The organism is Kribbella sp. NPDC054772, from assembly GCF_053611945.1.
The window spans coordinates 68,081-89,218 of sequence record NZ_JBSHBJ010000024.1 but is presented as its reverse complement, the minus strand read 5'-3'; the positions used below and the strand labels follow the sequence as shown (position 1 = coordinate 89,218).

The following is a 21,138-nucleotide window of genomic DNA, read 5'->3' as shown; positions in this document are numbered from 1 at the left end:
CCACAACCCCACCCCGCCCCCCCGAGCGCCCCACAAACCCCACGATTTGCCCCCCCCCCCCCCTTTTGCTGCATGCGCCGCCACCGGCCGCGGCGGGAGCGAGAGTCGTCGTCACAGGGGAGATTCCTCCGTCAGGCCCGGCCTACTGGCCGGTGCTCTGCGTCGTCGTCTTGTCCTTGCCGCCGACGACTCCCTCGACGGCCTGGTCGTAGTTCTTCGCGGCGTCTTCGGGCGAGGACTGCTTGGTCATGACCGCCTCCATCGCCGTGATGATCTCGTTGGAGACCTTCGGGTACTCCGGCAGCGCCGGCCGGTAGACCGTCACCGACACCAGGTCGGTGAAGAACTTGGTGCTCGCCGAGGAGGCCTTGTACGCCGCGTCCGAGGCGACGTCCTTCCGGACGGCGATCTGCGCGCCGTCGGTGGCGTACTTCGCCGCGTTCTTCTGGGTCTGCAGCGTCTTGATGAAGTCCCACGCCGCGTCCGGGTTCTTCGACTTGGCCGGGATCGCCCAGGTCCAGCCGCCGGAGAGGCTGACCTTGCCCTTGCCGCTGCCGTCCTGGGTCGGCATCGCGGTCTGGCCCATCACGTCGCTCCACTGCGGCCACGGCTTGGCGCCGGACTTCAGCCAGTTGCTGTAGATCCAGGAGCCGTCCAGGTCGATCGCGAGCTTGCCCTGCGGCAGCAGCTCGGTGCCGACCTTGCTGCCCATGTTCGGGCTCAGCGCGTCCTTCGGCGACGGGGCCAGGCCCTCGGTGAAGACGGTCTTGACGAAGTTCATCGAGTCCTTGAAGCCCTGGCTGCCGACGACCCACTTCTTCTGGTCGTAGTTGTACAGGGTGTCCTTGGTGCCGTAGAGCAGCATCTCGAAGCCCTGCATGGCCGAGGCCTCACCCATCGGCTTGCCCGAGTACATGTTGAACGGGACGACGCCGGGGACCTTCTGCTTGATCGTCCGCGCCGCGCTGAGCACGTCGTCCCACGACTTCGGCTGCCAGTCGGCGGGCAGGCCGGCCTTGGCGAAGATCTGCTTGTTGTACCAGAGCGCCCGGGTGTCGGTGCCGTCCGGTACGCCGTACGTCTTGCCGTCCGCGCCGCGCGCCGCGCCCTTGGCGGTGTCCTCGAACTGACTCCACTGGTCCCACTTACCGATGTAGTCGTCGAGCGGCTTCAGGTACCCCGCGGTGATGTCGGAGTTGATCAGGAAGGTGTCCTCGTAGACGATGTCCGGCGCCGTGTTGGGCGAGCGCATCATCAGCTGGATCTTGGTGTAGTAGTCGTTCTCGCTGGCCACGACCGGAACGATCTCGACCTGCGAGCCCGGGTGCGCGGCTTCGTACTCCGCCTTGACGCCGGTCAGGAACGTCTTCATGACGACGCCCGGACCCCACTGCTGGTACGCGATCTTGATGTGCGCGGGGCCGGAGCTCTGCGCACTGCCGGCATCCGGCGTCTTGGTCGTCGAACCCTGACTACAGGCCGAGACCGCCAGCAGCAGCGCGCCGATGGCCGCTGCTGCCTTGAAACGTTTCCTTGTCACCATCAGGTCCACCTTCGGGCAATCGTTGTCATGCCGGTACCACGACCCAAACCCTGCGGGGTTTCCCGCGACGGTAGGAGTCCTCGACGACCGAAGTCAATGCTTGACAGACAACGTTGTCGCCGCAGTCGCGCGCGAACGCGGCGACCGGAACGTAACGATCCGGTCACCGCGTTGTCATAGCTTCACTTTGTCAGGCTGCGACTGCTGTGGCCTGATGGCGAGCCGGTTCGGCGCGTCCCCGGGAACGGAGTGCACCGAGCCCACACAGGACCAGACCGGCGACCAACCAGCAGGTCAATACGACGAGTGGTCGCGCCGCACCCGCGCCGTCGAAGAAGCTCACCGAGCGCAACGCCGTACCGGCGGCTCCCGGGGGCAGGAGCTGACCGACAGTGCCCCAGCCGTTCGGCAGCATCTCCGGTGCGCTCGTCATCCCGGACAGCGGGTTGCCGAGCAGCATCATCGTCGCGCCGCCGAGCGCGAGTCCCGCCGTACCGAGCAGCCACTCGAGGCCGAGCAGGGTCAGGCTGATCGCCGCGATCGACATCGCAATCACGCCCGCGTTGCCGAGGTAGTTGCCCTCGAACGAGCCGAGCCAGTACTGCAGTACGGCGGCCAGCGCCAGCCCGCCGGTGATCGCGAAGGTGATCGCACCGATCATCCGACGCGACCCGGACCGCACGAGTTGGGTCAGCGCACCGGCCGCGATGATCCCGCCGAGCACCAGCGGCAGCGCGCCCGCGGCCAGACCGGCACCTCGCGGATCGTCCTTGGGCAGCGGCACGATGTCAGTGACCTTCGCCGGGCTCTCGGGCGAGATCTTGGTCGCCAACTGGGTCAGGATCTGCGCGACCGCGGGCCCGGCGGCCGACGCGGTGAGCACCTCGGGCTGCGGGGCGTCCAGCACGATCGCGCCGTACGCGTCCCGGTCCTGGATCCGCTGCACCGCCGCCTGCCGATCCGGTACGGCGGTGATCTCGAACCCACCGGGGATCGCCTGCTCGAGCCCGGCCTGGACCTGTTGGACCGCCGGCGTCGGGCCGGACACCGCGAGCGGGACGTCCCGGGGCTCGGAGCGGGCGGCCGGCCAGGCGAACGCGATCAGCATCACCGTGAGGACCGCGGTCAGCAGCACGATGACGGCCACCAGGGGCGGCCGGCGACGTTCGGTCATGACATGACTCCTTAGCGCACGAAAACCGAATGCTCGTTCTTTATCAGGATCGAGCGTGACAACCGGCCGGTCAACTTGTCAAGAACGGACATTCGTTTTATGTTGCGAACGTGCCGAAGGTCACCGAGGAACACCGCCTGGCCCGCCGCGCCCAGATCGTCGCCGCGGGGCGTGCCTGCGTGATCCGGGAGGGCTTCCACAAGACGACGATGGCCGACGTGATCCGCGAGTCCGGCCTCTCCGCGGGGGCCGTCTACGGCTACTTCAGCAGCAAGGAAGAGATCGTCGGCGCGATCGCCGAGGACGCGCTCGGGACGATCCACCAGCTCTTCGACAAGATCCTCGCCTCCGAGGAGCCGCTCACCCCGCTGGCCGCCCTCGAGGCCACCATCGAGCACGTGGTCGAGATCGCCGAGTCGCCCGGCGGCGACGTCACCCGGGTGGCGGTTCAGGCCTGGGCCGAGGCGCTGCGCAACGACTCCATCCGTGAGGTCGCGCGCGGCAAGTACTGCCAGCTCCGCGACCATTTCGTCGTCATCGCCCGCCGCGCGCAGGCCGACGGCACGGTCGACCCGGACGTCCCGGCGGAGTACGTCGCGCAGGTGATGTTCGGGATGGTCCCCGGCTTCGTCCTTCAGCGGCTGATGATCGGCGACGTCTCCCCCGCCACCTACCAGGCCGGCCTGCGCGCACTGCTCCGTGATTAGGTGGAGTTTCCCCCACCCTGAGCGGCGGTCCAGGACCATGGGTTGGTACGTCGCCGCTCCGTAGCGTCGGCGGCATGAAGAAGCGCTCGCAGGAACAAGTCGACGGGACCGGATACTCGGTCGTCCTGCACGACGTACGACGGGTCTACGGCCGTGGCGGGAACACCGTCACCGCCCTCAACGGGATCTCGATGAAGTTCGCCCCCGGCACCTTCACCGCGGTGATGGGCCCGTCCGGGTCGGGCAAGAGCACGTTCCTGCACTGTGCGGCCGGCCTCGACCGGCCGACGTCCGGCAGCGTCCTGATCGACGGGCAGCCATTGGCCGGCCTGAGTGAACGCAAGCTGACCGAGCTGCGCCGGGACCGGATCGGGTTCGTGTTCCAGTCGTTCAACCTGCTGCCCGCGTTGACCGTCTGGCAGAACGTCTGCCTGCCGCAGGAGCTCGACGGCCGGCGGCCGAACACGGCCGCCGTACGCACCGTTCTGGAGCGCGTCGGTCTCGGCGACCGGCACAAGCACCGCCCGGGTGAGCTGTCCGGCGGTCAGCAGCAGCGCGTCGCGATCGCCCGCGCGCTGGTGGCCCGGCCCGCGGTCATCTTCGCCGACGAACCGACCGGCGCGCTCGACACCCAGACCGCGGCCGACGTCCTCGAACTCCTGCGGGAGCCGGTCCGGTCCCAGGGCCAGACGGTCGTCATGGTCACCCACGATCCCGTCGCGGCGTCGTACGCCGACCAGGTCGTCTTCCTCGCCGACGGCGTACTCGCCGGCAGCCTGACCGCACCGACGGCCGAGCAGGTCGCCGACCGGATGACCCACCTCGGCGCGCGGTCCAACCTGCAGGCGGTGGCCGGATGATGCGCCTGGCCATCCGCACCTTGCGGCACCGCAAGAGCGGCTTCATCGCCACGTTCGTCGCGGTCGTCTTCGGTACGGCGATCGTGATGGCCTGTGGTGGCCTGATGGAAACCGGGATCCGGTCCAACGTCGCTCCCGAGCGTCTCGCCGCGACTTCACTGGTTGTCACTGGCAAGCAATCGCACCTCCGGCCCGGTGCGGAAGACGCCACACCGTTGCCCGAACGGGTCGGCGTACCCGTCGATTTGCTGTCCAAGATCCGTTCCACAGAAGGCGTTTCGTCCGCCGTCGGCGACTACACGTTCAGTGCCTTCGGGCCGGGTGCCACTGAGGGCCACAACTGGTCCAGTGCCGCGCTCGCGCCGTACCACCTCAGCGCCGGGCACGCGCCGCGCTCCGGTCAGGTGGTGGTGACAAAACGGTAAGGTCGGCGACCAGGCCACGTTCGTGATCAACGGCGAGCCGCGGACGTTCACCGTGAGCGGCCTGGCGAGCGGCCCGTCCGGGCACGCGTTCTTCGCCGACCGTGACGCCGCTGGTCTGGTTCAGAACCCGTCGCGGTTCGCCGACATCGGCGTACAAGTTGCCCCCGGCACCGACCTCGCGACGGTCCAGAAGCGGCTGGAGAAGGTCGACGGCAACCTCACCGTGCGCGCAGGCATCGACCGGGGCATCGCCGAGCACCCCGACGCCGAGTCGCACCGGACCGCGCTGATCTCGATCGCCGGCTCCTTCGGCGGCATCGCCACCATGACGATGATGTTCGTCGTCGCGTCGACACTCGCCCTCGCCGCCCAGCACCGCGAACGCGAGTTCGCCCTGCTCCGCGGGATCGGTACGACGCCCGGTCAGGTACGGCGGATGATTCTCGGGGAAGCCCTCATGGTCGCCCTGCCCGCGGTCGCGCTCGGAAGTCTGCCCGGGATCTTCCTCGGCCGCTTCCTGTTCGACCAGCTCGGGTCGCACGGCGTCGCCTCGCCGGTGGTCGAGTTCTCGCAAGGATGGATCCCGTTCGCGGCCGGCGCGGGTGCCGCCGTACTCGCAGCGGTCGGCGCGGCACTGATCGCGGCACGGAAGTCAGCGAAGATCCGGCCGGTCGAGGCGCTCGTCGAGGCGTCGTTGCAGCGCAGATGGTTCAGCTGGATCCGGTTGCTGTTCGGTCTGCTGTTCCTCGGCGGTGGCCTCGCGCTGCTGATCGTCACCGCGACTGTCATGACCGGTCCACTCGCCGGAGCGACCGCTGGTCCGTCGATCCTCTGCTGGGCGATCGGTGTCGCGCTGCTCGGTCCGTTCTGGACGAAGCTGGTGCTGGCGTTCTGGCGCTGGCCGGTACAGGCCCTGACCCGCGTCAACGGCCGCCTCGCGATCCGCAACCTGTCCGCGCGATCCGTGGCGATGTCGGCCGCGGTGATGCCGGTGATGTTGGCCGTCGGGATCTCGACCGCCAACCTGTACATGCAGACGACGCAGGTGCACGCCGCCTCCGAAGCCTTCACACGCGACCTGCGAGCGGACGCCGTACTCGTGTCTGACGCGGGTCTGTCGCCGGAGTTGCTGTCGCAGGTTCGTTCGGTACCTGGGGTGGCGAGTGCGTCGGCGTTCGTCCGCAGCATGGCCGCGGTCGACGAGCCGCGCAACGCACCCTTCGACGAGGACGGCGCGCCGGTGATCGGCGTGGACGCCCAGGGCGCGAACGGTACGGCGCCAGTTCGGTTGACGAGCGGTTCGCTCAGCGGACTGACCGGGTCGACGGTCGCGTTGCCGGACTACATGGCAACCAAGACCGGGCGTGGAGTCGGGTCCGAGGTCACGCTGACGTTGGGCGACGGCACGACCGTGAAGCTCCGGGTGGTCGCGACGTTCGCGGCCGAACGTGGATACGAGACGCTGATGCTGCCCGCTTCGCTGGTTGCCGCGCACACGACGGACGGTCTCACCAAGCAGATGCTGGTCCGCGCCGAGCCGGGGGCCGACGTACGGGCGGGGCTGTCCAAGCTGGCCGCTGCGCATCCGGGGGTTCAGGTCGCGGACCGCAGTACCTTGGTCGCCGCGAACGCGGAAGACCTGCAGACACAGGCGTGGGTCAACTACATGCTCGTCGGCATGCTGATCGCGTACACCGCGGTCTCGGTCGTCAACACGCTGGTCTCCACCACCCTGCGCCGCCGCCGCGAGTTCGCCCTCCAACGCCTCACCGGCTCAACCCGCCTCCAGGTCCTCCGCATGCTCACCACCGAAAGCACCCTCATAACCCTCGCCGGCATCACCCTAGGCACCGCAGTAGCCCTAGCGTGCCTAATCCCCTTCTCCGCCAAGGTCTCCACCAGCCCCCTCCCCACCGGCCCCCTCTGGATCTACCTGGTCGTAGTCGGCGCCGCAGCCCTCCTAACCTTCACCTCAACCCTCCTCCCCGCCACCACAACCCTCCGCCACTCCCCCACCCAACCCACCCACACCGACTAACCCACCCGGGCAAGAAGCCGCGCACGTGGGTCGCCTCCCGGGCGCTGAGACAAGAACCGGCGACCGAAGACAAGCTATTGCCTGTCCCCAGTCACCATTAGGTGTCTCCACCCCCACGCCCGCGCTGCGGCGAACGGAGGGTACGGCGCCGACCGCACTCGACCCGCCGCGGGACGGCGGAAGGTACTCCGTTCGTCCGCGGCACCGGCCCGGCGCATGAGTCGTGCCGCGCCAACCCGCGCTCGAGGTGGGGCTGAGACAAGAACCGGTAGGTGGCGACCTGTTATTGCCTGTCTCCAGCCACCGTTGCGGGTCTCCAGCCCCGCGCACGCGTCGCGGCGACCGAGGTACGGCGCCGGCCGCACTCGACAACGCGGCGGGACGGCGGGACGGCGGGACGGCGGGACGGCGGGACTCTACTGCGTTCGTCCGCGGCACCGATCCGGCGCGTGAGAGGTGCCGCGCCAACCCGTGCTCGAGCTCGGGGGCTCAGACAAGAACCGGTGGGTGGAGACCTGTTATTGCCTGTCTCCAGCCACCACTGCGGGTCGCCACCCCCGCGCACGCGTCGCAGCGACCGAGGTACGGCGCCGACCGCACTCACCCCCGCGGCGGGACTGCGGAAGGCGGAAGGTACTGCGGTCGCCCGCGCCACCGAACCCGGCGCATGAGAGGCGCCTCGCCAACCCGCGCTCGAGCTCGGTGGCCTGAGACAGGAACCGGTGGGTGGAGACCTGTTATTGCCTGTCTTCGGCAACCACTGCGGGTCTCCACCCCCCGCACGCGTCGCGGCGAACGGAGGGAACGGCGGCGGCCGCGCTCGGCACCCGCCGCGAGACGGCGGAAGGTACTGCGTTCGACCGCACAACCGAACCAGTTGGGGTAAGAGGTGCTGCCGCGGCCCGATGCGCCAACCCTCACCACAGTTGGCGGGAGTGGCGCTCCAGCCTGCATTCGAATCCTCGCCCGGTGCCCAGCGGGTGGTGGTGCGCTCAACCCGTGCTCGGCCACGCACCCCGCACCCCGCACCCCGCACCCCGCACCCCGCACCCCGCACCCCGGAGCATCGGGGACACCGCCGGGATCGGGTTATCGGGCGGGGGTGGGTTCGGGGGTGGGTTGGAGGGCGAGGGTGGTGGCTTGGACTATGGCGGCGTTGGTGCGGAGCCAGGTGGAGAGGACTACTTGGAGGTCTTCGAGGTCGCGTTCTTCGAGGATGACGCCGGGGACCGGGATGCTGGCGCCCAGCTCGGACAGCACGGGCCGGAGGTGTTGGTCGGCGAGGAGTTTGTGGCTCGGGGCGGCGGAGACCGTGACCGGTACGACGACCGCGCCGGCCAGGGCAGACGGGCGTAACACGTCGAGGAAGCTCTTCAAGAGACCCGTGTAGCTGCCCTTGTACACCGGCGTCGCGACCACGATCACCGACGCCGACGAGACGAGGTCGATCGCGTTCTCCAGCTCCGCCCGCTCCGACTCACTAGCGCTGTCGCCCTGGAAGATCGCCGGCGCGAACGTCACCAGGTCGACCAGTTCGTCGATGCGGTACGGCGTACCGAGCTCGGAGGCGAGTAGTTCCGCGACGGACGCGGCGGCGGCTGCGGTCCGCGAGCCCGCGCGGGGATTGCCGACGACCGTGACCACGGACTGCGGCCAGACCGGTGGCTCCGGCACGACCTGCGATTCGAACGCGACTGACGGCATCTGACCCAACTCCTGAGGCTTCGGCAGTGATACCTCGAGCGTAGTCAAAGTAGAGCGTGCTACTGGACTTTCTCAGTATCCGAACGCCCGCCGCGGAGCTTGACCACGACGAACCACAGCACGGCCGCCACCGCCCCCGCGATCACCAGCTTCTGGAACACCCCGACCGACGACTCCACGAGATGCCAGCGCTCACCGAGCTGGTAGCCGGCGAGGATCAGCAACGAGTTCCACACCAGGCTCCCGACCGCGGTCAGCGGCAGGAACAGTGCGACCGGCATCCGCTCCACGCCGGCCGGCACCGAGATCAGACTGCGGACGACCGGCACCAACCGCCCGATCAGCACCGCTTTCGGGCCGTGCCGCAGGAACCACTCCTCGGCCTTGTCGACGTCCCGCAGTTTCACCAGCGGCAGTTTCGCCGCGATCGCCCTGGTCCGCTCCCGGCCGAGCACCGCGCCGACGCCGTACAGCGCGAGGGCGCCGACGATCGATCCGAGAGTGGTGAACAGGATCGCGCTGACCAGCCCGAGATCGCCGCGAGCGGCCGCGAACCCGGCCAGCGGCAGGATCACCTCGCTCGGCAGCGGCGGGAACAGATTCTCCAGCGCGACCGCGAGGCCCGCCCCGAGTGGCCCGAGCCGCTCCATCAGATCGATAGCCCAGCCAGCCACTCCACCAGTCGGCGACTCGGTCACCTGAACTGCGGTCATCATCACCTGATTCATCGTCAGCATGGCAACGAAACTAGGCCCGTGCACACCACCCACACACTGGAGCCAGCCACCGTCTTCGGTTCTGGCAACCCACCGTACCGACCGGGGGAAAACCCCCGGTTGTGCGAGCCTTTCTCCCAAGCCACACGTCCCCAGGAGGGTCTATGACAGTCGAGCACGCGCCGCGGATCAGCACGTACCCGTCCCGCGAGGAACTCGGCCGCGCCGCCGCGACCGCGGCCGCCGAGGCGATCGGGACGGCGATCGCGACGACCGGACGGGCGCGCATCATGCTCGCCGCCGCCCCCAGCCAGAGCGCGACGCTGGCCGCGCTCGCCACGGCGCCGGACCTCGACTGGAGCCGGGTCGAGTGCTTCCACATGGACGAGTACGTCGCCCTCTCGCCGGAGGCGCCGCAGTCGTTCCGGAACTGGCTGCACCGGAGCTTCCTCGACAAGGTGCCGCAGGCAACGTTTCACCCACTCGCCCCGGAGGACGGCGCGGACGCCTACGCGGCGCTGATGGGCGGCGAACCGTTCGACGTCGTGCTGTTCGGTCTCGGCGTCAACGGCCACCTGGCGTTCAACGACCCGCCGGCCGACTTCGACGACCCGCAGGCGGCGAGGCTGGTCGCGCTGGACGAAACCAGTCGGCGTCAACAGGTCGACGAGGGCAACTTCCCCGAGCTGAGCGGCGTACCCACGCATGCGGTCACGGTGACGATCCCGCGGCTCCTGAACGCCCGCGACCTGGTCGGCTCGGTCCCCGGATCGGTCAAGCGCCAAGCCGTCCACGACACCCTGACCCAACCGATCAGCCCGGCCTACCCCGGTACGGCGCTCCGCACCCACCCGCGCGTCCAGCTCTTCCTCGACACCGAGTCGGCTCCCTAGGAAGCGCCCCAGGAAGCGCCCTAGGCGACCCCGAGGTACAACCCACCGGACGCGTCGACGACCTGCCCGGTGATCCACCGCGCCGCCGGTGAGGCAAGGAACGCGACCACGTCGGCGACGTCGTCAGCGCTGCCGAGCCGGCCGAGCGCGGTGTGTCCGGCGATCAACTCCGGCAGCCCCGGGGTCTCGAAGACCGCACCGTTCGCCTCGGTGCGGGTGGCGCCCGGCGCGACCGCGTTCACCGTGATCGCCCGCGGCCCGAGCTCCAGCGCGAGCGTGCGCGTCATTGTCTCGAGCGCACCCTTGGTCATCGCGAACGAGGTCTGCGCCGGGTTCGCCATCCGGGTCGCGACCGAAGAGATCGAGACGATCCGGCCACCGTCGGACAGCAGCGGCAGCAACCGCTGGATCAGGAAGTACGGCGCCCGCACGTTCACCGCCATCAGCCGGTCGAACGCTTCCTCGGTGTCGGTCGCGAGCGGACCCGCCGGCGCTGCAGCAGCGTTGTTGACCAGCACGTCCAACGCCCGCCCGGCCAGCCCGGCGGCCACCTGCCGACGCACCTCGTCGGCATCACCTGGTACGCCGAGCTCCGCCCCGATCACGAACCCACGACCACCGATTCGCGCCAGCGTCTCCTCGGCGCCGGCCTTGTCCTGGTGGTAATGCACCACGACCTCCGCGCCCGCCGCGGCCAGCCGCTCTGCGATCGCCCGCCCGATCCCACGCGAGGCGCCGGTCACCAACGCCACCCTGCCGTTCATGTTAGAAACTATCATGACGTTAGTATCTACCACATGAACCTGAGGGACCGCCAGCGTGCCGAGACCCGGCAGCGGATCCAGCGGCACGCGCTTCGCCTGTTCGCCGACCGCGGGTACGACGCGACGACGGTCAACGAGGTCGCCGACGCGGCCGGCGTCTCGGCGATGACCGTCTACCGCAACTTCCCCACCAAGGAAGACCTGGTCCTGTACGACGACTTCGACCAACTCGCCGCGGCCACCCTCGCGCAACTCCCCGCGACCGGCTCACTCGCCGACCGCATCGCCCGGACCGTCGCGGCCACCCTCGACCTGGCCGCTACAAACGACCACGACCTGCTCCTCGCGCGGCTCCAGCTGATGATCTCCACCCCCGCCCTGCAGGCCCGCCACCTGGACAGTCAGTTCCGCCTGCAGGAAGCGTTCGTCACCGCGATCTGCGCCACCGACCCGACCCTCGAGTACGCCGCCCGCGCCGCCGCGAGCGCCTGCCTCGGCGTGGCCCATGTGGCCCTACTGCGCTGGGCCGGCGACAACGGCGAACCGGATCTCGCCGAACTCTTCCGCGAAGCGTTCGTGGCCACCTTCGGTCACTCGCTCTGACGTCGCTGCTGGCCAGGCTTGAAACCGGCCTGACCGGGTTATATTCCTGGTATGGCAACTACGTTCGAGGTGCTGGCGGAGCCCCGGCGCCGGGACATCCTCGATCTGTTGCGCGCCGGGGAGCGGCCGGTCGGTGAGCTCGTCGAGGCGCTGTCGCTGAGCCAGCCCGCGGTGTCGAAACACCTGAAGGTCCTGCGCGACGCCGGCCTGGTCGAGGTCCGGCACGACGCCCAGCGCCGCTGGTACCGGCTCCGTCCCGCCCCACTGGCCGAGATCGACGCCTGGCTGGCGCCGTACCGCGACCTGTGGCGCGACCGCCTCGACGCACTCGAGGCACACCTCGACCAGATGGAATGAGCAACGGCCCGGATCGGATCCGGGCCGTGCTCGAGCGGGGCCGTGCTTACCCGTCGACCACGCGAGGTCAGACGACTTCAGGAACGCGCAGGTGGGCGACGACGAGTTCGAACTCGCCGACGTCGAGCACCTGCGCACCGGCGTCCTTCGTGGTTGCGGCCCGCATGGATGCGGCGGCCTCGCGGTTGCTGTCCATCGCCTCCTGGCTGTCGTAGGTCACCGACGACACCCCGTGGCCGGAGGTGCGGTCGACGAGCAAACTGGCGCTGCAGAAGCCGGCCAGATCCTCCAGCCGCGGCAACGAGGCGACCTTGTAGACGTCGATCGCCCGGTCCATGGTCGCCGGGTCGATCTTCACCCAGGTCGCCCGGACGCAGGCGCCGGGGACCGACCGGTGGTCACGGTGCAGGACCGCGATCTCCCACTCCCGTACGTCCGGACTCCCGCCGCCGAGCGTCGCCGCGATCTGCTCCCGGATCGGCGCCAACCGGTCGTCGGTGGCCCACATCGTCTCCTCGGACCGCCAGGCACTGGTGGCGATGCACCGACCGGACCCCCGGTCCGCCATCATCGACAGGCCGATACAGCCGTCCATGTCGACGATCATCGGCATCACTTCGTCGCGCACTTGCGCGATACCGGCCTCCATCGCCGCCGGCGTGGCATTGATCGTGGTGGAGCGCGCGTACACGATCCACCCCCTAACCCCTCGGGGCAGCACCCCGGCGGCGCCGCCGCTCATCCCCCACATTCCTCCGCGGACCGCACCCACGCAAGAGACCGCGGTCCGGCCGCGCAGACCGGAGTACGGCGGACTGTCAGGCGTGCTCGGCGACGTCGAAGACGTTGCCCTCGGGGTCGGCGAGCGTGATCCAATGCGCTCCGTACTCGGTGTACTCGTCCAGTCGCTTGGCGCCGAGCCCGACCAGCCGGTCGACCTCGGTCGCCCAGTCGGCGGCCGCGAGGTCGAGGTGCAGCCGGTTCTTGGCGGTCCGCGGCTCCGGGACCGCGATGAACATCAGCGTCGTCCCGGGCGCGTTCCGGTTCACGGACGCGAAGGACTCGTTGCCATCCGCATCGACCTCGGCGGAGAACACGCCGGCCCAGAAGGTGGCGAGCGCGTTCGCGTCCACGCAGTCGAACGTGATGGCTTCGAGAGAAACAGACATGGTTCAGCCTTTCAGCACAGGGATCTGCTGGATCGGCCAGCAGACCTCGATTCGGTAGGAGTCGGGATCCTGTACGTCACCGGGACCGGCGACGTACAGCTCACGGATGGGCCCGGGCGCGACCTCGCAGTACTCCGCGACGTGGCTGCCGAGCGCGGCGTAGGTCCGGTCGAAACCGGTCATCGCACCGGCATGGACCGCGATGGCGAAGTACCCGCCGGGAAGGTCCACGAGCTCGACCCCCGTGGCCGGCGCCTGGTCCGGCGGGACCGGCAGGAATGCCACGACCTCGCCGGCGTCGTCGGTGAAGAACTCGTCGCTGTACGTCGCACCCGATGTGGCGCGGATGTCACCGGTGACGGCGTCGAGCTTGCCGAACGCGTACTCGCACCACGGCCCGATACCGTCCCGCTCCACCCGGTCGCGAACACCGTAAGCCCGGAAGGGCGGGATGAACCGGTACGCGACCTCGAGGACCGGGTGGCCGGGCGTCAGCAGTTCACGCAGCGAGGCCACGACCTCGCGAGTGTGCGCGAGCTCCTGCTCCATCCGCTCCAGGTGCGTCCGCAACGTCTCCTCGCGGACCGCACCGTCGGACTCGACCACCGCGCGGACGTCCGCCAGCGGCATCTTGAGTTCCCGGAGCCGCCGGATGAGCAACGCCGTGTCGACCTGATCCGTCCCGTACCGCCGGTACCCCGACGATGCGTCGATCGCGACCGGGGCCAGCAGGCCGATGTCGTGGTAGTGGTGCAGCGTCTTCACCGTCAGATGCGTCAGGCGGGAGAACTCCCCCACCGTCACCGTCGCCGTCATGCGACAAGCTTCCACCCTCCGGTCACCGGAGGGTCAACTGCCGAACGCCCAGGCCATCACAATCGCCGAAAAGCGACGGGGCGCCGCGTGGACGCCCCGCCGCCGACCGATTGTGATGGCCTGGAGATTCCGCTACCCCCGATACCGCCCGATCACCTTCGAGAAGTCCCACGGATTCTGCGCGATGCCGGAGCAGCTGTCCGCGCTGCCGCCGGTGCACGGACGGTCGCGGTTCGCCGACCAGAACGTGAACCGGGCCAGGTGGTGCTCGGACGCGTAGGACAGCATCGACTCGAAGTCCGACAGGTTGACGCGCTCACCGGCGACGTCGGTGATCCCGTTCATCGAGGAGATCCCGATCTTCCGGTACGCCGCGTCGTCGCTCAGCCCGTACGCCGCCTTCACCTGGTTCTTCAGCCCGTCGGCCGCCTGCCGGGTCAGCGTCCCCATGTTCGTCGACCCACCACCGAAGTCGAACGGCATGATCACCCAGCCGTCGAGATCGAGACCCGAGGCAGCGCCGCGCCTGATCAGGTCCTGCCCGTTCCCGTCCGGTCCCGAGGTCGTCGTACCGAACGTCAGGTACGTCGTGATGCCCGGGTTGTTCTGCTCCACGATCTTCAGCGCGTCGATCACCTTCTGCCGGACGCCGGCCTGCGCGACCTCCTGGTCCTCGATGTCGATGTCGATCGCCTTCAACGACAGTGCGTTGATCACCTTCTGGTACGCCGCCGCGAGCTCGCTCGCCGTACCGCAGCTCTGCCCCAGCTTGTTCCCGGACCAGCCACCGATCGACACCACGACGTCGCCGCCGTTCGACCGGATCGTGTTGATGGCCTGCTGGTCGGCGCCACCGGTCAGCGGACGACCGCCGTCCCACTGCGGGTTGCAGTACCCGTTGGACAGGATGAACGCCATCGTGAACCACTTCACCCCGGCCGCGTTCATCACCGTCGCCGGGTTCGGCGGGTCACCCCACCCCTGATACAGGTACGGCGCTGCCGCCATCGGTGCACCACTCGCGGGCGGAGGTCCATCGTCACTCGCCGGGGCGTTCCACTTCTGGTTGGCTGCGCCGGTGCAGGTCCACAGCTGTACCGGTGTGGTGTTGGCGGAGTTGTTGCCGGTGACATCGAGGCACTTGTTCGCCTGCGGGTTCACGAGATCCCGCCCGGAGGTGTAGGCCCATTGCTGCGCCGCGCTGCCGTTGCACGTCCACAGTTGCACCCGCGCGCCGTTCGCCACCGAGCCACCGGATACGTCCAGGCACTTGCCCAGCGCACGCAGCGTCCCGTCGCTCGAACGAGACCACTGCTGGGCACTTGTCCCGTTGCAGTCGTACAGCTGGACCGCCGTACCGTCAGCTGTTGCGGCTGCGGCGATGTCGAGACACTTCCCGGCCAAGCCGGTCACAGTGCCAGTAGCGGCCTGTGCGGGTGAGGTGATGGACAGCCCGAGCACCAGGGCCGTGCCTGCGACCAAGAGCCGCTTCACGAGACAGTCCACTTCTGGTTGGCAGCTCCAGTGCAGCTCCACAGCTGGACCGGAGTGCTGTTGGCGGAGTTATTACCCGTGACGTCGAGGCACTTGTTCGCCTGTGGATTCACCAGATCTCTCCCACTCGTATAGGTCCACTGCTGCGCGGCACTGCCGTTGCAGGTGTAGAGCTGGACGCGCGCACCGTTGGCTACCGAGCCGGCGTTCACGTCGAGGCACTTGCCGAGCGCTCGGATCGTGCCGTCACCGGGACGGGTCCACTGCTGCGCCGTCGTACCGTTGCAGTCGTAGATCTGGGCCGCCGTACCGTCGGCGGCACTCGCGCCCGCGACGTCGAGGCACTTGCCGGCCAGGCCGGTGATCTGACCGCCACTTCCTCCGCCGCTCTGGGTCCCACCCCAGGTGAAGGTGGCGGACGTCTTGGTAGGCAGCGTGTAGGTGAAGGACTGAGAGCCCCAGTTCACCCGGACCGACTGCGAGCTGCCGGTCGTGTTGAACGCGATGAGAGCCTTGGAGCCGTCCGGGTTCTTCCAGGCCACGTTCTTCACCGCGCTGTTCGCGGTCGAGTCGATCCGCAGCGCGCCCGGCTTCACGAACTTGGTCAGGTGGCCCATCGTGTAGTACTCGACGGTCTTGGTGACCTGACCGCGCTGACTGTCGTTGCGGTGCACGGTCACGAGTCCGGTGCAGACGTTGCAGCCGGCACCGACGTACGGCAGGTGGTTCTCGTCGAGGGCGATCCCCCACTTGACCCACGACTTGTCCCAGTTGCGGGTGTAGTCGATCAGGTTGTTCATGTCCTCGACCTGTTGGTTCGCGATCCAGGTCCCGCCGGAGTGCTCGGTCATGTACGCGTTCACGTTCGGGTACTGGTTGTGGACCTGGGTCTGCAGGTTCACGTCGCCGCCGTACCCGTGCCAGGCGATGCCGCCGAAGTTCGGGTCGTTACGCAGTGCCGCGTCCGCGATCGGGACCGACCCGAGGTCGTTGTAGTTGCCCCAGTTGTAGTCGAGGATCAGCACCTTGGTGGTCAGCCCGGCGGCGTGCAGTGCGGGCAGCAGGTTGTTCTTGGTGAACTCGAGCAGGCCGGAGCCGTTCCAGTTCATCGACGCGTAGCCGGTGTTGTCGCTCCCGCAGCAGGTCGGCTCGTTCTGCACCGAGATGTAGTCGATGTGGTTGCCCTGGGCCTCGTTCTGCTGCAGGTACTTGACGAAGTACTGCGCGTACATCGGGGCGTACTCCCACTTCAGCCAGCCGCGGTGCACGAAGTCGTTGTTGTCCTTCATCCAGGCCGGCGCGCTCCACGGCGAGCCCATCACCTTGACCGCCGGGTTGAGCTGCCGGGCCTGCTTGGTCAGCGGGACGATGTCGGCGAGGTCGTGCTGGATGCTGAAGTCGTTCAGGTCGCAGCAGGTGTCGTCGTAGGAGTAGTTGGACCGGGCCAGGTCGGAGGCACCCATCGGGTTCCGGATGAACGCCAGCCCGATCCCGTCCACCGGGTCGAACAGGTCCTTCATCACCTGGTTGCGGGTCGCGGCCGAGATCACGTTGCTGCTGTTCAGCAGCCAGGCGGAACTGTCGGCGAACGACGCGCCACCGCCCTCGAAGGACTGGTACGTCGTGTTCTCGTTCACCGTGACGGTCTGGTCCGCCGAGCCGCCGGCGGGACCGAAGTTCACCGGCGTCTGCTGCTGCAGCCCCCGGGTGACGTTCTGGCCGGCGGAGTCGTTCGTGGTGGTCAGCCAGACGTTGACCTGTTCACCGGCGGCCTGGGCGGGTGGGGCGGTTCCGATGCCGAGCCCGGCGGCGGCCACGCAGAGCGCAGCGGCCAGTGCGGGCAGGAGGCGTTTGACACGCATGGGGCGGTTCTCCCTTGTTTTAAAGGAGTGTGGGGCGGTCCGTCGCCGACGCCTGCCCGCGTCCGCAACTGGTGGTCACCATGAGGTAACCATCGGTAAAGTGCCGTGTCAACGCCGGAAGCGAGACTTTTTTCAGATCTCTTAATTAGTCCCGGGGTTGACGTGGGAGCGTTCTCACGGCACGCTGCGGCCCACATCCACCCTCATTCAGACGCCCCCGAAATGAGGTACATCCATGAAGCGTCCCCGCACGCTCGCGCTCCTCGCGATCGGTGCCGCACTCGTCGGCACCGCCCTCCTCCAACCGGCCGCCAGCGGCCACCAGCAGGCTGCCGCCGCGCAGACGGCCACGGTCTGGGAGGACAACTTCGACGGCCCCTCCGGCCAGGCCCCCGACCCCGCCAAGTGGCGGTACGACATCGGCGGCAACGGCTGGGGCAACGACGAACGCGAGTACTACACCAACAGCACCCGCAACTCCGCCCTCGACGGCAACGGCAACCTGGTGATCACCGCCCGGCAGGAGAACGGCGGCTTCCAGTGCCACTACGGCCCGTGCCAGTACACGTCGGCACGGTTGCTCACGGCCCAGACCTTCACTCAGACGTACGGCAGGTTCGAGGCCCGGATCAAGATCCCCCGGGGACAAGGGATCTGGCCCGCGTTCTGGATGCTCGGCGGCGGCAACTGGCCGAACGACGGCGAGATCGACATCATGGAGAACATCGGCAAGGAGCCGGCCACCGTGCACGGCACGATCCACGGTCCGGGCTACTCCGGCGCCGGCGGGATCGGTGCCGCGTACAACCATCCGAACGGCTGGTCGTTCGCCGACGACTTCCACACCTTCGCGGTGGACTGGGCCCCGGACTCGATCACCTGGTACGTCGACGGCGTGCAGTACCAGCGCCGCACCCCGGCCGATCTGAACGGCAACACGTGGGTCTTCAATCACCCGTTCTTCATGATCCTGAACCTCGCGGTCGGCGGCTACTGGCCGGGCTACCCCGACGGCACGACGCAGATGCCGCAGACCATGACCGTCGACTACGTGCGGGTCTCCACCCTCGGCAGCGCAGGAGGCGGCTCACAGATCACCGGCCTCGCCGGCAAGTGCCTCGACGTCGCCGGAGCCAACCCGGCCGACGGTACGACGGTGCAGCTGTACGACTGCAACGGGACCAACGCCCAGAAGTGGTCACGTCCCGGGGACGGCACGATCCGTGCCCTGGGCAAATGCCTCGACGTGGCGAACGCCGGCATCGCCGACGGCACCAGAGTCCAGCTCGCCACCTGCAACGGAAACGCCGCCCAGCAATGGGTCTACAGCTCAGGCCACGACCTGGTGAACCCCAAGGCGAACAAGTGCCTGGACGTCACCGGCAACCGCTCCGACAACGCCACCCCAACCCAAATCTGGACCTGCGGCGGCGGAGCCAACCAGAAGTGGACCGTCTAACGAACAGCTCCGCCGTCACGGAGTAGGCGGACGACGGGAAGGGTCGCGGCGCCGAGGGCTACGGCGTCGCGACCCAGTTCGCAGAGGACGATGGTGACCTGGGCGTACGGGCGGCGGAGGGCGTGTTTGCCGACCTCGACGCGCAGCTTGTCCAGGTGTTTCTCGCCGAGCAGCAGGCCGGCCCAGCCTCCGAGGACGATGCGTTCGGGGTTGACCAGGTTGACCAGGTTCGCGAAGCCTGCGGCCAGGTAGCCGATCGTGTCGGCGACGATCGTTGCCGCGAGCTCCGAATCCGACTCCAGCAGTTCCACGAAGGCGGACTCTTCGTCACCGCTGACGACGCCGCCGGCCTGTCGGTACCGATCGAGGACGCCTTCCGCACCGACGTACGCCTCGAGGCACCCGAGGGCGCCGCAGCGGCACTGGCGGCCGCCGTACATGATCGTCATGTGGCCCCACTCGCCCGCGCTGCTGCGGGCGCCGCGGTAACTGGATCCGCCCGCGACCAGCGCCGAGCCGACACCGGAGCCGACCAGCGCCACGACCGCGTCGGTCGCTCCGCGGCCCGCGCCGAACCACATCTCCGCTTGCCCGAGCATGTTCGCGCCGTTGTCCACGTGCACCGGGATGTCGGTGCCCTCGGCAAGCATCGCGGCGAGCGGTACGGCCTCCCAGCCGAGCGTCTGCGCGTCGACGATCGCGTTGTCCTCGACCACACCGGCGACCGCGACGCCGAGCCCGAGAACCTGCGCGGACTGGATGCCTGAGGTCGCGAGAACGCTCGAAAGCCCTTCCAGGACGTGCTTCACGACCTCTTCCGGGGTGGGTGAGCTGATCGGGTGGTCGGCGCGGGCGAGCACGTTCATCGCCAGGTCGAACAGCTCGACCCGGACCCGGGTCTCGCCGACCTCGGCACCGACGACGTACCGGAAGTCCTGGGCGACCCGCAGCAGGACCCGCGGCCGGCCACCCTCGGACTCGACCGAGCCGGCCTCCTCGACGACGCCCTCGCTGATCAGCTCGGCGACCAGGTTGCTCACGCTGGCGGCGCTGAGCGAGGTCCGGACCGTCAACTCCTGGCGGCTCAGCGGGCCCTCGCGGTAGATGCTGGTGAGGATCACCGAGCGGTTGGACCGGCGCATGTCGCGCACCGTGGTCCGGCGTACTTCCATCCCTTACCTCACCCTCGGCCCCGGGCAGGCCGCTCGCCCCCGAGTTCATCATGCCGCCCCGCGCGGCGGAAGAGGTCCCTTCCTCCAGGCTGTGAACTAAGTCGCGATTCGTTACCGCTCCGTGATTGACGGTCCGTGACGGTCTCCGCTTTGATCTACGGAACCGCTTCCGAAACCGGTTCCGTAGCGTCCGGCCCCGACCGCCCGAGGGGAGTCAGCGTGTCCATCACCATCGCCGATGTCGCGGCCCGTGCCGGCGTCAGCAAGACCACCGTGTCCCGCGTCCTCAACGGCAAGGGCGAGCTGGACCTGCGCACCGCCGAGCGCGTCCGCCAGGTGATCGAGGAGCTCGGGTACGTGCCGAGCGCCCGCGCCGTCGGCCTGGCCCGCGGCCGGACCCGGATCGTCGGAATGCTGGTCCCCTCGCTCACCTGGCCCTGGATGGGCGAGGTGCTGCAGGGCGCGGTCGACGTGGTCGAGTCCGAGGGGTACGGCCTGCTGCTGTTCACCGTCAACCGGGGCGCGGAATCCATGCAGCAGTTCGCGTCCCAGGTCTCGTCGCAGTCGTTCGACGGCCTGCTGGTGATCGAGCCGGAAGGCACCCTCACCTACATCGAGCAACTCCACGCCCGCGGTCTGCCGGTGGTCCTGATCGACGACCGCGACCACCGCCCGCAGTTCCCGTCCGTCGCCACCACCAACTACGCCGGCGGCGAGTCCGCTGCCCGGCACCTGCTGGAGCTCGGCCGCCGCCGGCCACTGGTGATCACCGGCGTCGAACGCTTCGGCTGTACCCACGAACGCCTGGACGGCTTCCGCGACACCTACGCCGAAGCCGGCCTGGAGCTCGACCCGAGACTCGTGGTCGAGGGCGACTTCACCCACGAGAGCGGGCGTCTCGGCGTCCAGCACGCCCTCGCCGAACGACTCGACTTCGACGCGATCTTCGCGCACAACGACCTGTCCGCCGGCGGCGCCATCCAGGCCGTCCGGGAGACCGGCCGGAACGTGCCGAACGACGTGTCGGTGGTCGGGTTCGACGACATCCCGTACGCCGAGCACACCGAGCCGCCGCTCACCACGGTGCATCAGCCGATGCGCCAGATGGGCCAGGCCGCTGCCCGGATGCTGATGGGGTACTTCGGCGGCACTCCGCTGCCCGCAGACCCCCAGGTGTTGCCGACGACGCTGATCGTCCGCAGCTCAACCGCCCCGACCGCCGCCCATCGGACCCGACCCGCCCCCAAGAACCGGTCCTACTGAAGCTCCCGGGGGGGGGGCCGGGGGCCCCGACCCCCCCCCCCCCGGGCCCCGCGCGCACAACAAAAACCAGGAGGGATACAAAAAAACACCCACCACGACAATGAGAACAAAGAGGGTGG

The 21,138-nt window shown here is 68.8% G+C and carries 20 protein-coding genes; 9 read left to right on the top strand and 11 right to left on the bottom strand.

Going from position 1 to position 21,138, the window contains the following annotated elements:
• Nucleotides 1-142: 142 nt before the first annotated feature.
• Both ACWGID_RS29660 and ACWGID_RS29655 read right to left on the bottom strand, forming a co-directional pair.
• Nucleotides 143-1,543, bottom strand: coding sequence for an extracellular solute-binding protein (locus tag ACWGID_RS29660; protein WP_452202060.1), 1,401 nt, complete (start codon nt 1,541-1,543; stop codon nt 143-145).
• Between the two features lie 190 nt (nt 1,544-1,733).
• Nucleotides 1,734-2,717 carry a hypothetical protein gene (locus ACWGID_RS29655; RefSeq protein ID WP_452202058.1) on the bottom strand — a complete coding sequence of 328 codons (984 nt, stop codon included), beginning with the start codon at nt 2,715-2,717 and terminating at the stop codon, nt 1,734-1,736.
• A 110-nt stretch (nt 2,718-2,827) separates the two neighbouring features.
• Here ACWGID_RS29655 and ACWGID_RS29650 point away from each other — a divergent pair, with 110 nt between their 5' ends.
• The 4 genes from ACWGID_RS29650 to ACWGID_RS29635 all read left to right on the top strand — a co-directional run bounded on the left by ACWGID_RS29650 (nt 2,828) and on the right by ACWGID_RS29635 (nt 6,747).
• The gene (locus ACWGID_RS29650; protein ID WP_452202056.1) at nt 2,828-3,424 is read left to right on the top strand and encodes a TetR/AcrR family transcriptional regulator; all 597 of its coding nucleotides are present in this window, start codon (nt 2,828-2,830) and stop codon (nt 3,422-3,424) included.
• Between the two features lie 74 nt (nt 3,425-3,498).
• Nucleotides 3,499-4,284 (top strand): ABC transporter ATP-binding protein, encoded by a 786-nt coding sequence (locus tag ACWGID_RS29645; protein ID WP_452202054.1) that lies wholly within the window; start codon nt 3,499-3,501, stop codon nt 4,282-4,284.
• A complete protein-coding gene (locus ACWGID_RS29640; protein WP_452202052.1) occupies nt 4,281-4,709 on the top strand; it encodes a hypothetical protein in 429 nt (142 codons plus the stop codon). The genes ACWGID_RS29645 and ACWGID_RS29640 overlap by 4 nt, the downstream gene beginning before the upstream one ends.
• A gap of 22 nt (nt 4,710-4,731) precedes the next feature.
• Nucleotides 4,732-6,747 (top strand): ABC transporter permease, encoded by a 2,016-nt coding sequence (locus ACWGID_RS29635; RefSeq protein ID WP_452202050.1) that lies wholly within the window; start codon nt 4,732-4,734, stop codon nt 6,745-6,747.
• A gap of 1,089 nt (nt 6,748-7,836) precedes the next feature.
• On the opposite strand, the gene ACWGID_RS29630 is transcribed toward ACWGID_RS29635, so the two are convergent.
• Nucleotides 7,837-8,451 carry an NADPH-dependent FMN reductase gene (locus ACWGID_RS29630; RefSeq protein ID WP_452202048.1) on the bottom strand — a complete coding sequence of 205 codons (615 nt, stop codon included), beginning with the start codon at nt 8,449-8,451 and terminating at the stop codon, nt 7,837-7,839.
• A gap of 59 nt (nt 8,452-8,510) precedes the next feature.
• On the bottom strand, nt 8,511-9,188 hold the full coding sequence (locus ACWGID_RS29625; RefSeq protein ID WP_452202046.1) for a DedA family protein: 678 nt from the start codon (nt 9,186-9,188) through the stop codon (nt 8,511-8,513).
• 143 nt (nt 9,189-9,331) lie between these two features.
• On the opposite strand from ACWGID_RS29625, the gene ACWGID_RS29620 reads away from it, so the two are divergent.
• Nucleotides 9,332-10,060: a 6-phosphogluconolactonase gene (locus tag ACWGID_RS29620; RefSeq protein ID WP_452202044.1), complete on the top strand. Its 729-nt coding sequence runs from the start codon at nt 9,332-9,334 to the stop codon at nt 10,058-10,060.
• Between the two features lie 20 nt (nt 10,061-10,080).
• Here ACWGID_RS29620 and ACWGID_RS29615 read toward each other — a convergent pair whose 3' ends face one another.
• A complete protein-coding gene (locus ACWGID_RS29615; RefSeq protein ID WP_452202043.1) occupies nt 10,081-10,824 on the bottom strand; it encodes an SDR family oxidoreductase in 744 nt (247 codons plus the stop codon).
• A gap of 33 nt (nt 10,825-10,857) precedes the next feature.
• Here ACWGID_RS29615 and ACWGID_RS29610 point away from each other — a divergent pair, with 33 nt between their 5' ends.
• Together ACWGID_RS29610 and ACWGID_RS29605 are read left to right on the top strand one after the other, a co-directional pair.
• Complete coding sequence (locus tag ACWGID_RS29610) at nt 10,858-11,427, top strand: TetR/AcrR family transcriptional regulator (protein ID WP_452202041.1); 570 nt, start codon at nt 10,858-10,860, stop codon at nt 11,425-11,427.
• Between the two features lie 51 nt (nt 11,428-11,478).
• Entirely contained in the window at nt 11,479-11,784 is a 306-nt protein-coding gene (locus tag ACWGID_RS29605; RefSeq protein ID WP_387782138.1) for an ArsR/SmtB family transcription factor, read from the top strand.
• A 67-nt stretch (nt 11,785-11,851) separates the two neighbouring features.
• Here the strand turns inward: ACWGID_RS29605 and ACWGID_RS29600 are convergent, their stop codons facing one another.
• The 5 genes from ACWGID_RS29600 to ACWGID_RS29580 form a co-directional block, all read right to left on the bottom strand.
• Nucleotides 11,852-12,475, bottom strand: a complete 624-nt coding sequence (locus tag ACWGID_RS29600) for a hypothetical protein (protein ID WP_452202039.1) — start codon at nt 12,473-12,475, stop codon at nt 11,852-11,854.
• 127 nt (nt 12,476-12,602) lie between these two features.
• Nucleotides 12,603-12,953, bottom strand: coding sequence for a VOC family protein (locus ACWGID_RS29595; protein ID WP_452202037.1), 351 nt, complete (start codon nt 12,951-12,953; stop codon nt 12,603-12,605).
• Nucleotides 12,954-12,956: 3 nt separating this feature from the next.
• Entirely contained in the window at nt 12,957-13,769 is an 813-nt protein-coding gene (locus ACWGID_RS29590) for a MerR family transcriptional regulator (RefSeq protein ID WP_452202035.1), read from the bottom strand.
• A gap of 132 nt (nt 13,770-13,901) precedes the next feature.
• On the bottom strand, nt 13,902-15,263 hold the full coding sequence (locus ACWGID_RS29585; protein ID WP_452202033.1) for a lectin: 1,362 nt from the start codon (nt 15,261-15,263) through the stop codon (nt 13,902-13,904).
• Entirely contained in the window at nt 15,260-17,125 is a 1,866-nt protein-coding gene (locus ACWGID_RS29580; RefSeq protein WP_452202031.1) for a lectin, read from the bottom strand. The genes ACWGID_RS29585 and ACWGID_RS29580 overlap by 4 nt, the downstream gene beginning before the upstream one ends.
• Before the next feature lie 235 nt (nt 17,126-17,360).
• On the opposite strand from ACWGID_RS29580, the gene ACWGID_RS29575 reads away from it, so the two are divergent.
• Nucleotides 17,361-18,584, top strand: a complete 1,224-nt coding sequence (locus tag ACWGID_RS29575) for a family 16 glycosylhydrolase (RefSeq protein WP_452202029.1) — start codon at nt 17,361-17,363, stop codon at nt 18,582-18,584.
• On the opposite strand, the gene ACWGID_RS29570 is transcribed toward ACWGID_RS29575, so the two are convergent.
• Nucleotides 18,581-19,756 (bottom strand): ROK family transcriptional regulator, encoded by a 1,176-nt coding sequence (locus ACWGID_RS29570; RefSeq protein ID WP_452202028.1) that lies wholly within the window; start codon nt 19,754-19,756, stop codon nt 18,581-18,583. The two genes, ACWGID_RS29575 and ACWGID_RS29570, sit on opposite strands and share 4 nt — an antisense overlap.
• Before the next feature lie 219 nt (nt 19,757-19,975).
• Between ACWGID_RS29570 and ACWGID_RS29565 the strand changes: the two genes are divergently transcribed.
• Nucleotides 19,976-21,019: a LacI family DNA-binding transcriptional regulator gene (locus ACWGID_RS29565; RefSeq protein ID WP_452202026.1), complete on the top strand. Its 1,044-nt coding sequence runs from the start codon at nt 19,976-19,978 to the stop codon at nt 21,017-21,019.
• Nucleotides 21,020-21,138 lie beyond the last annotated feature (119 nt).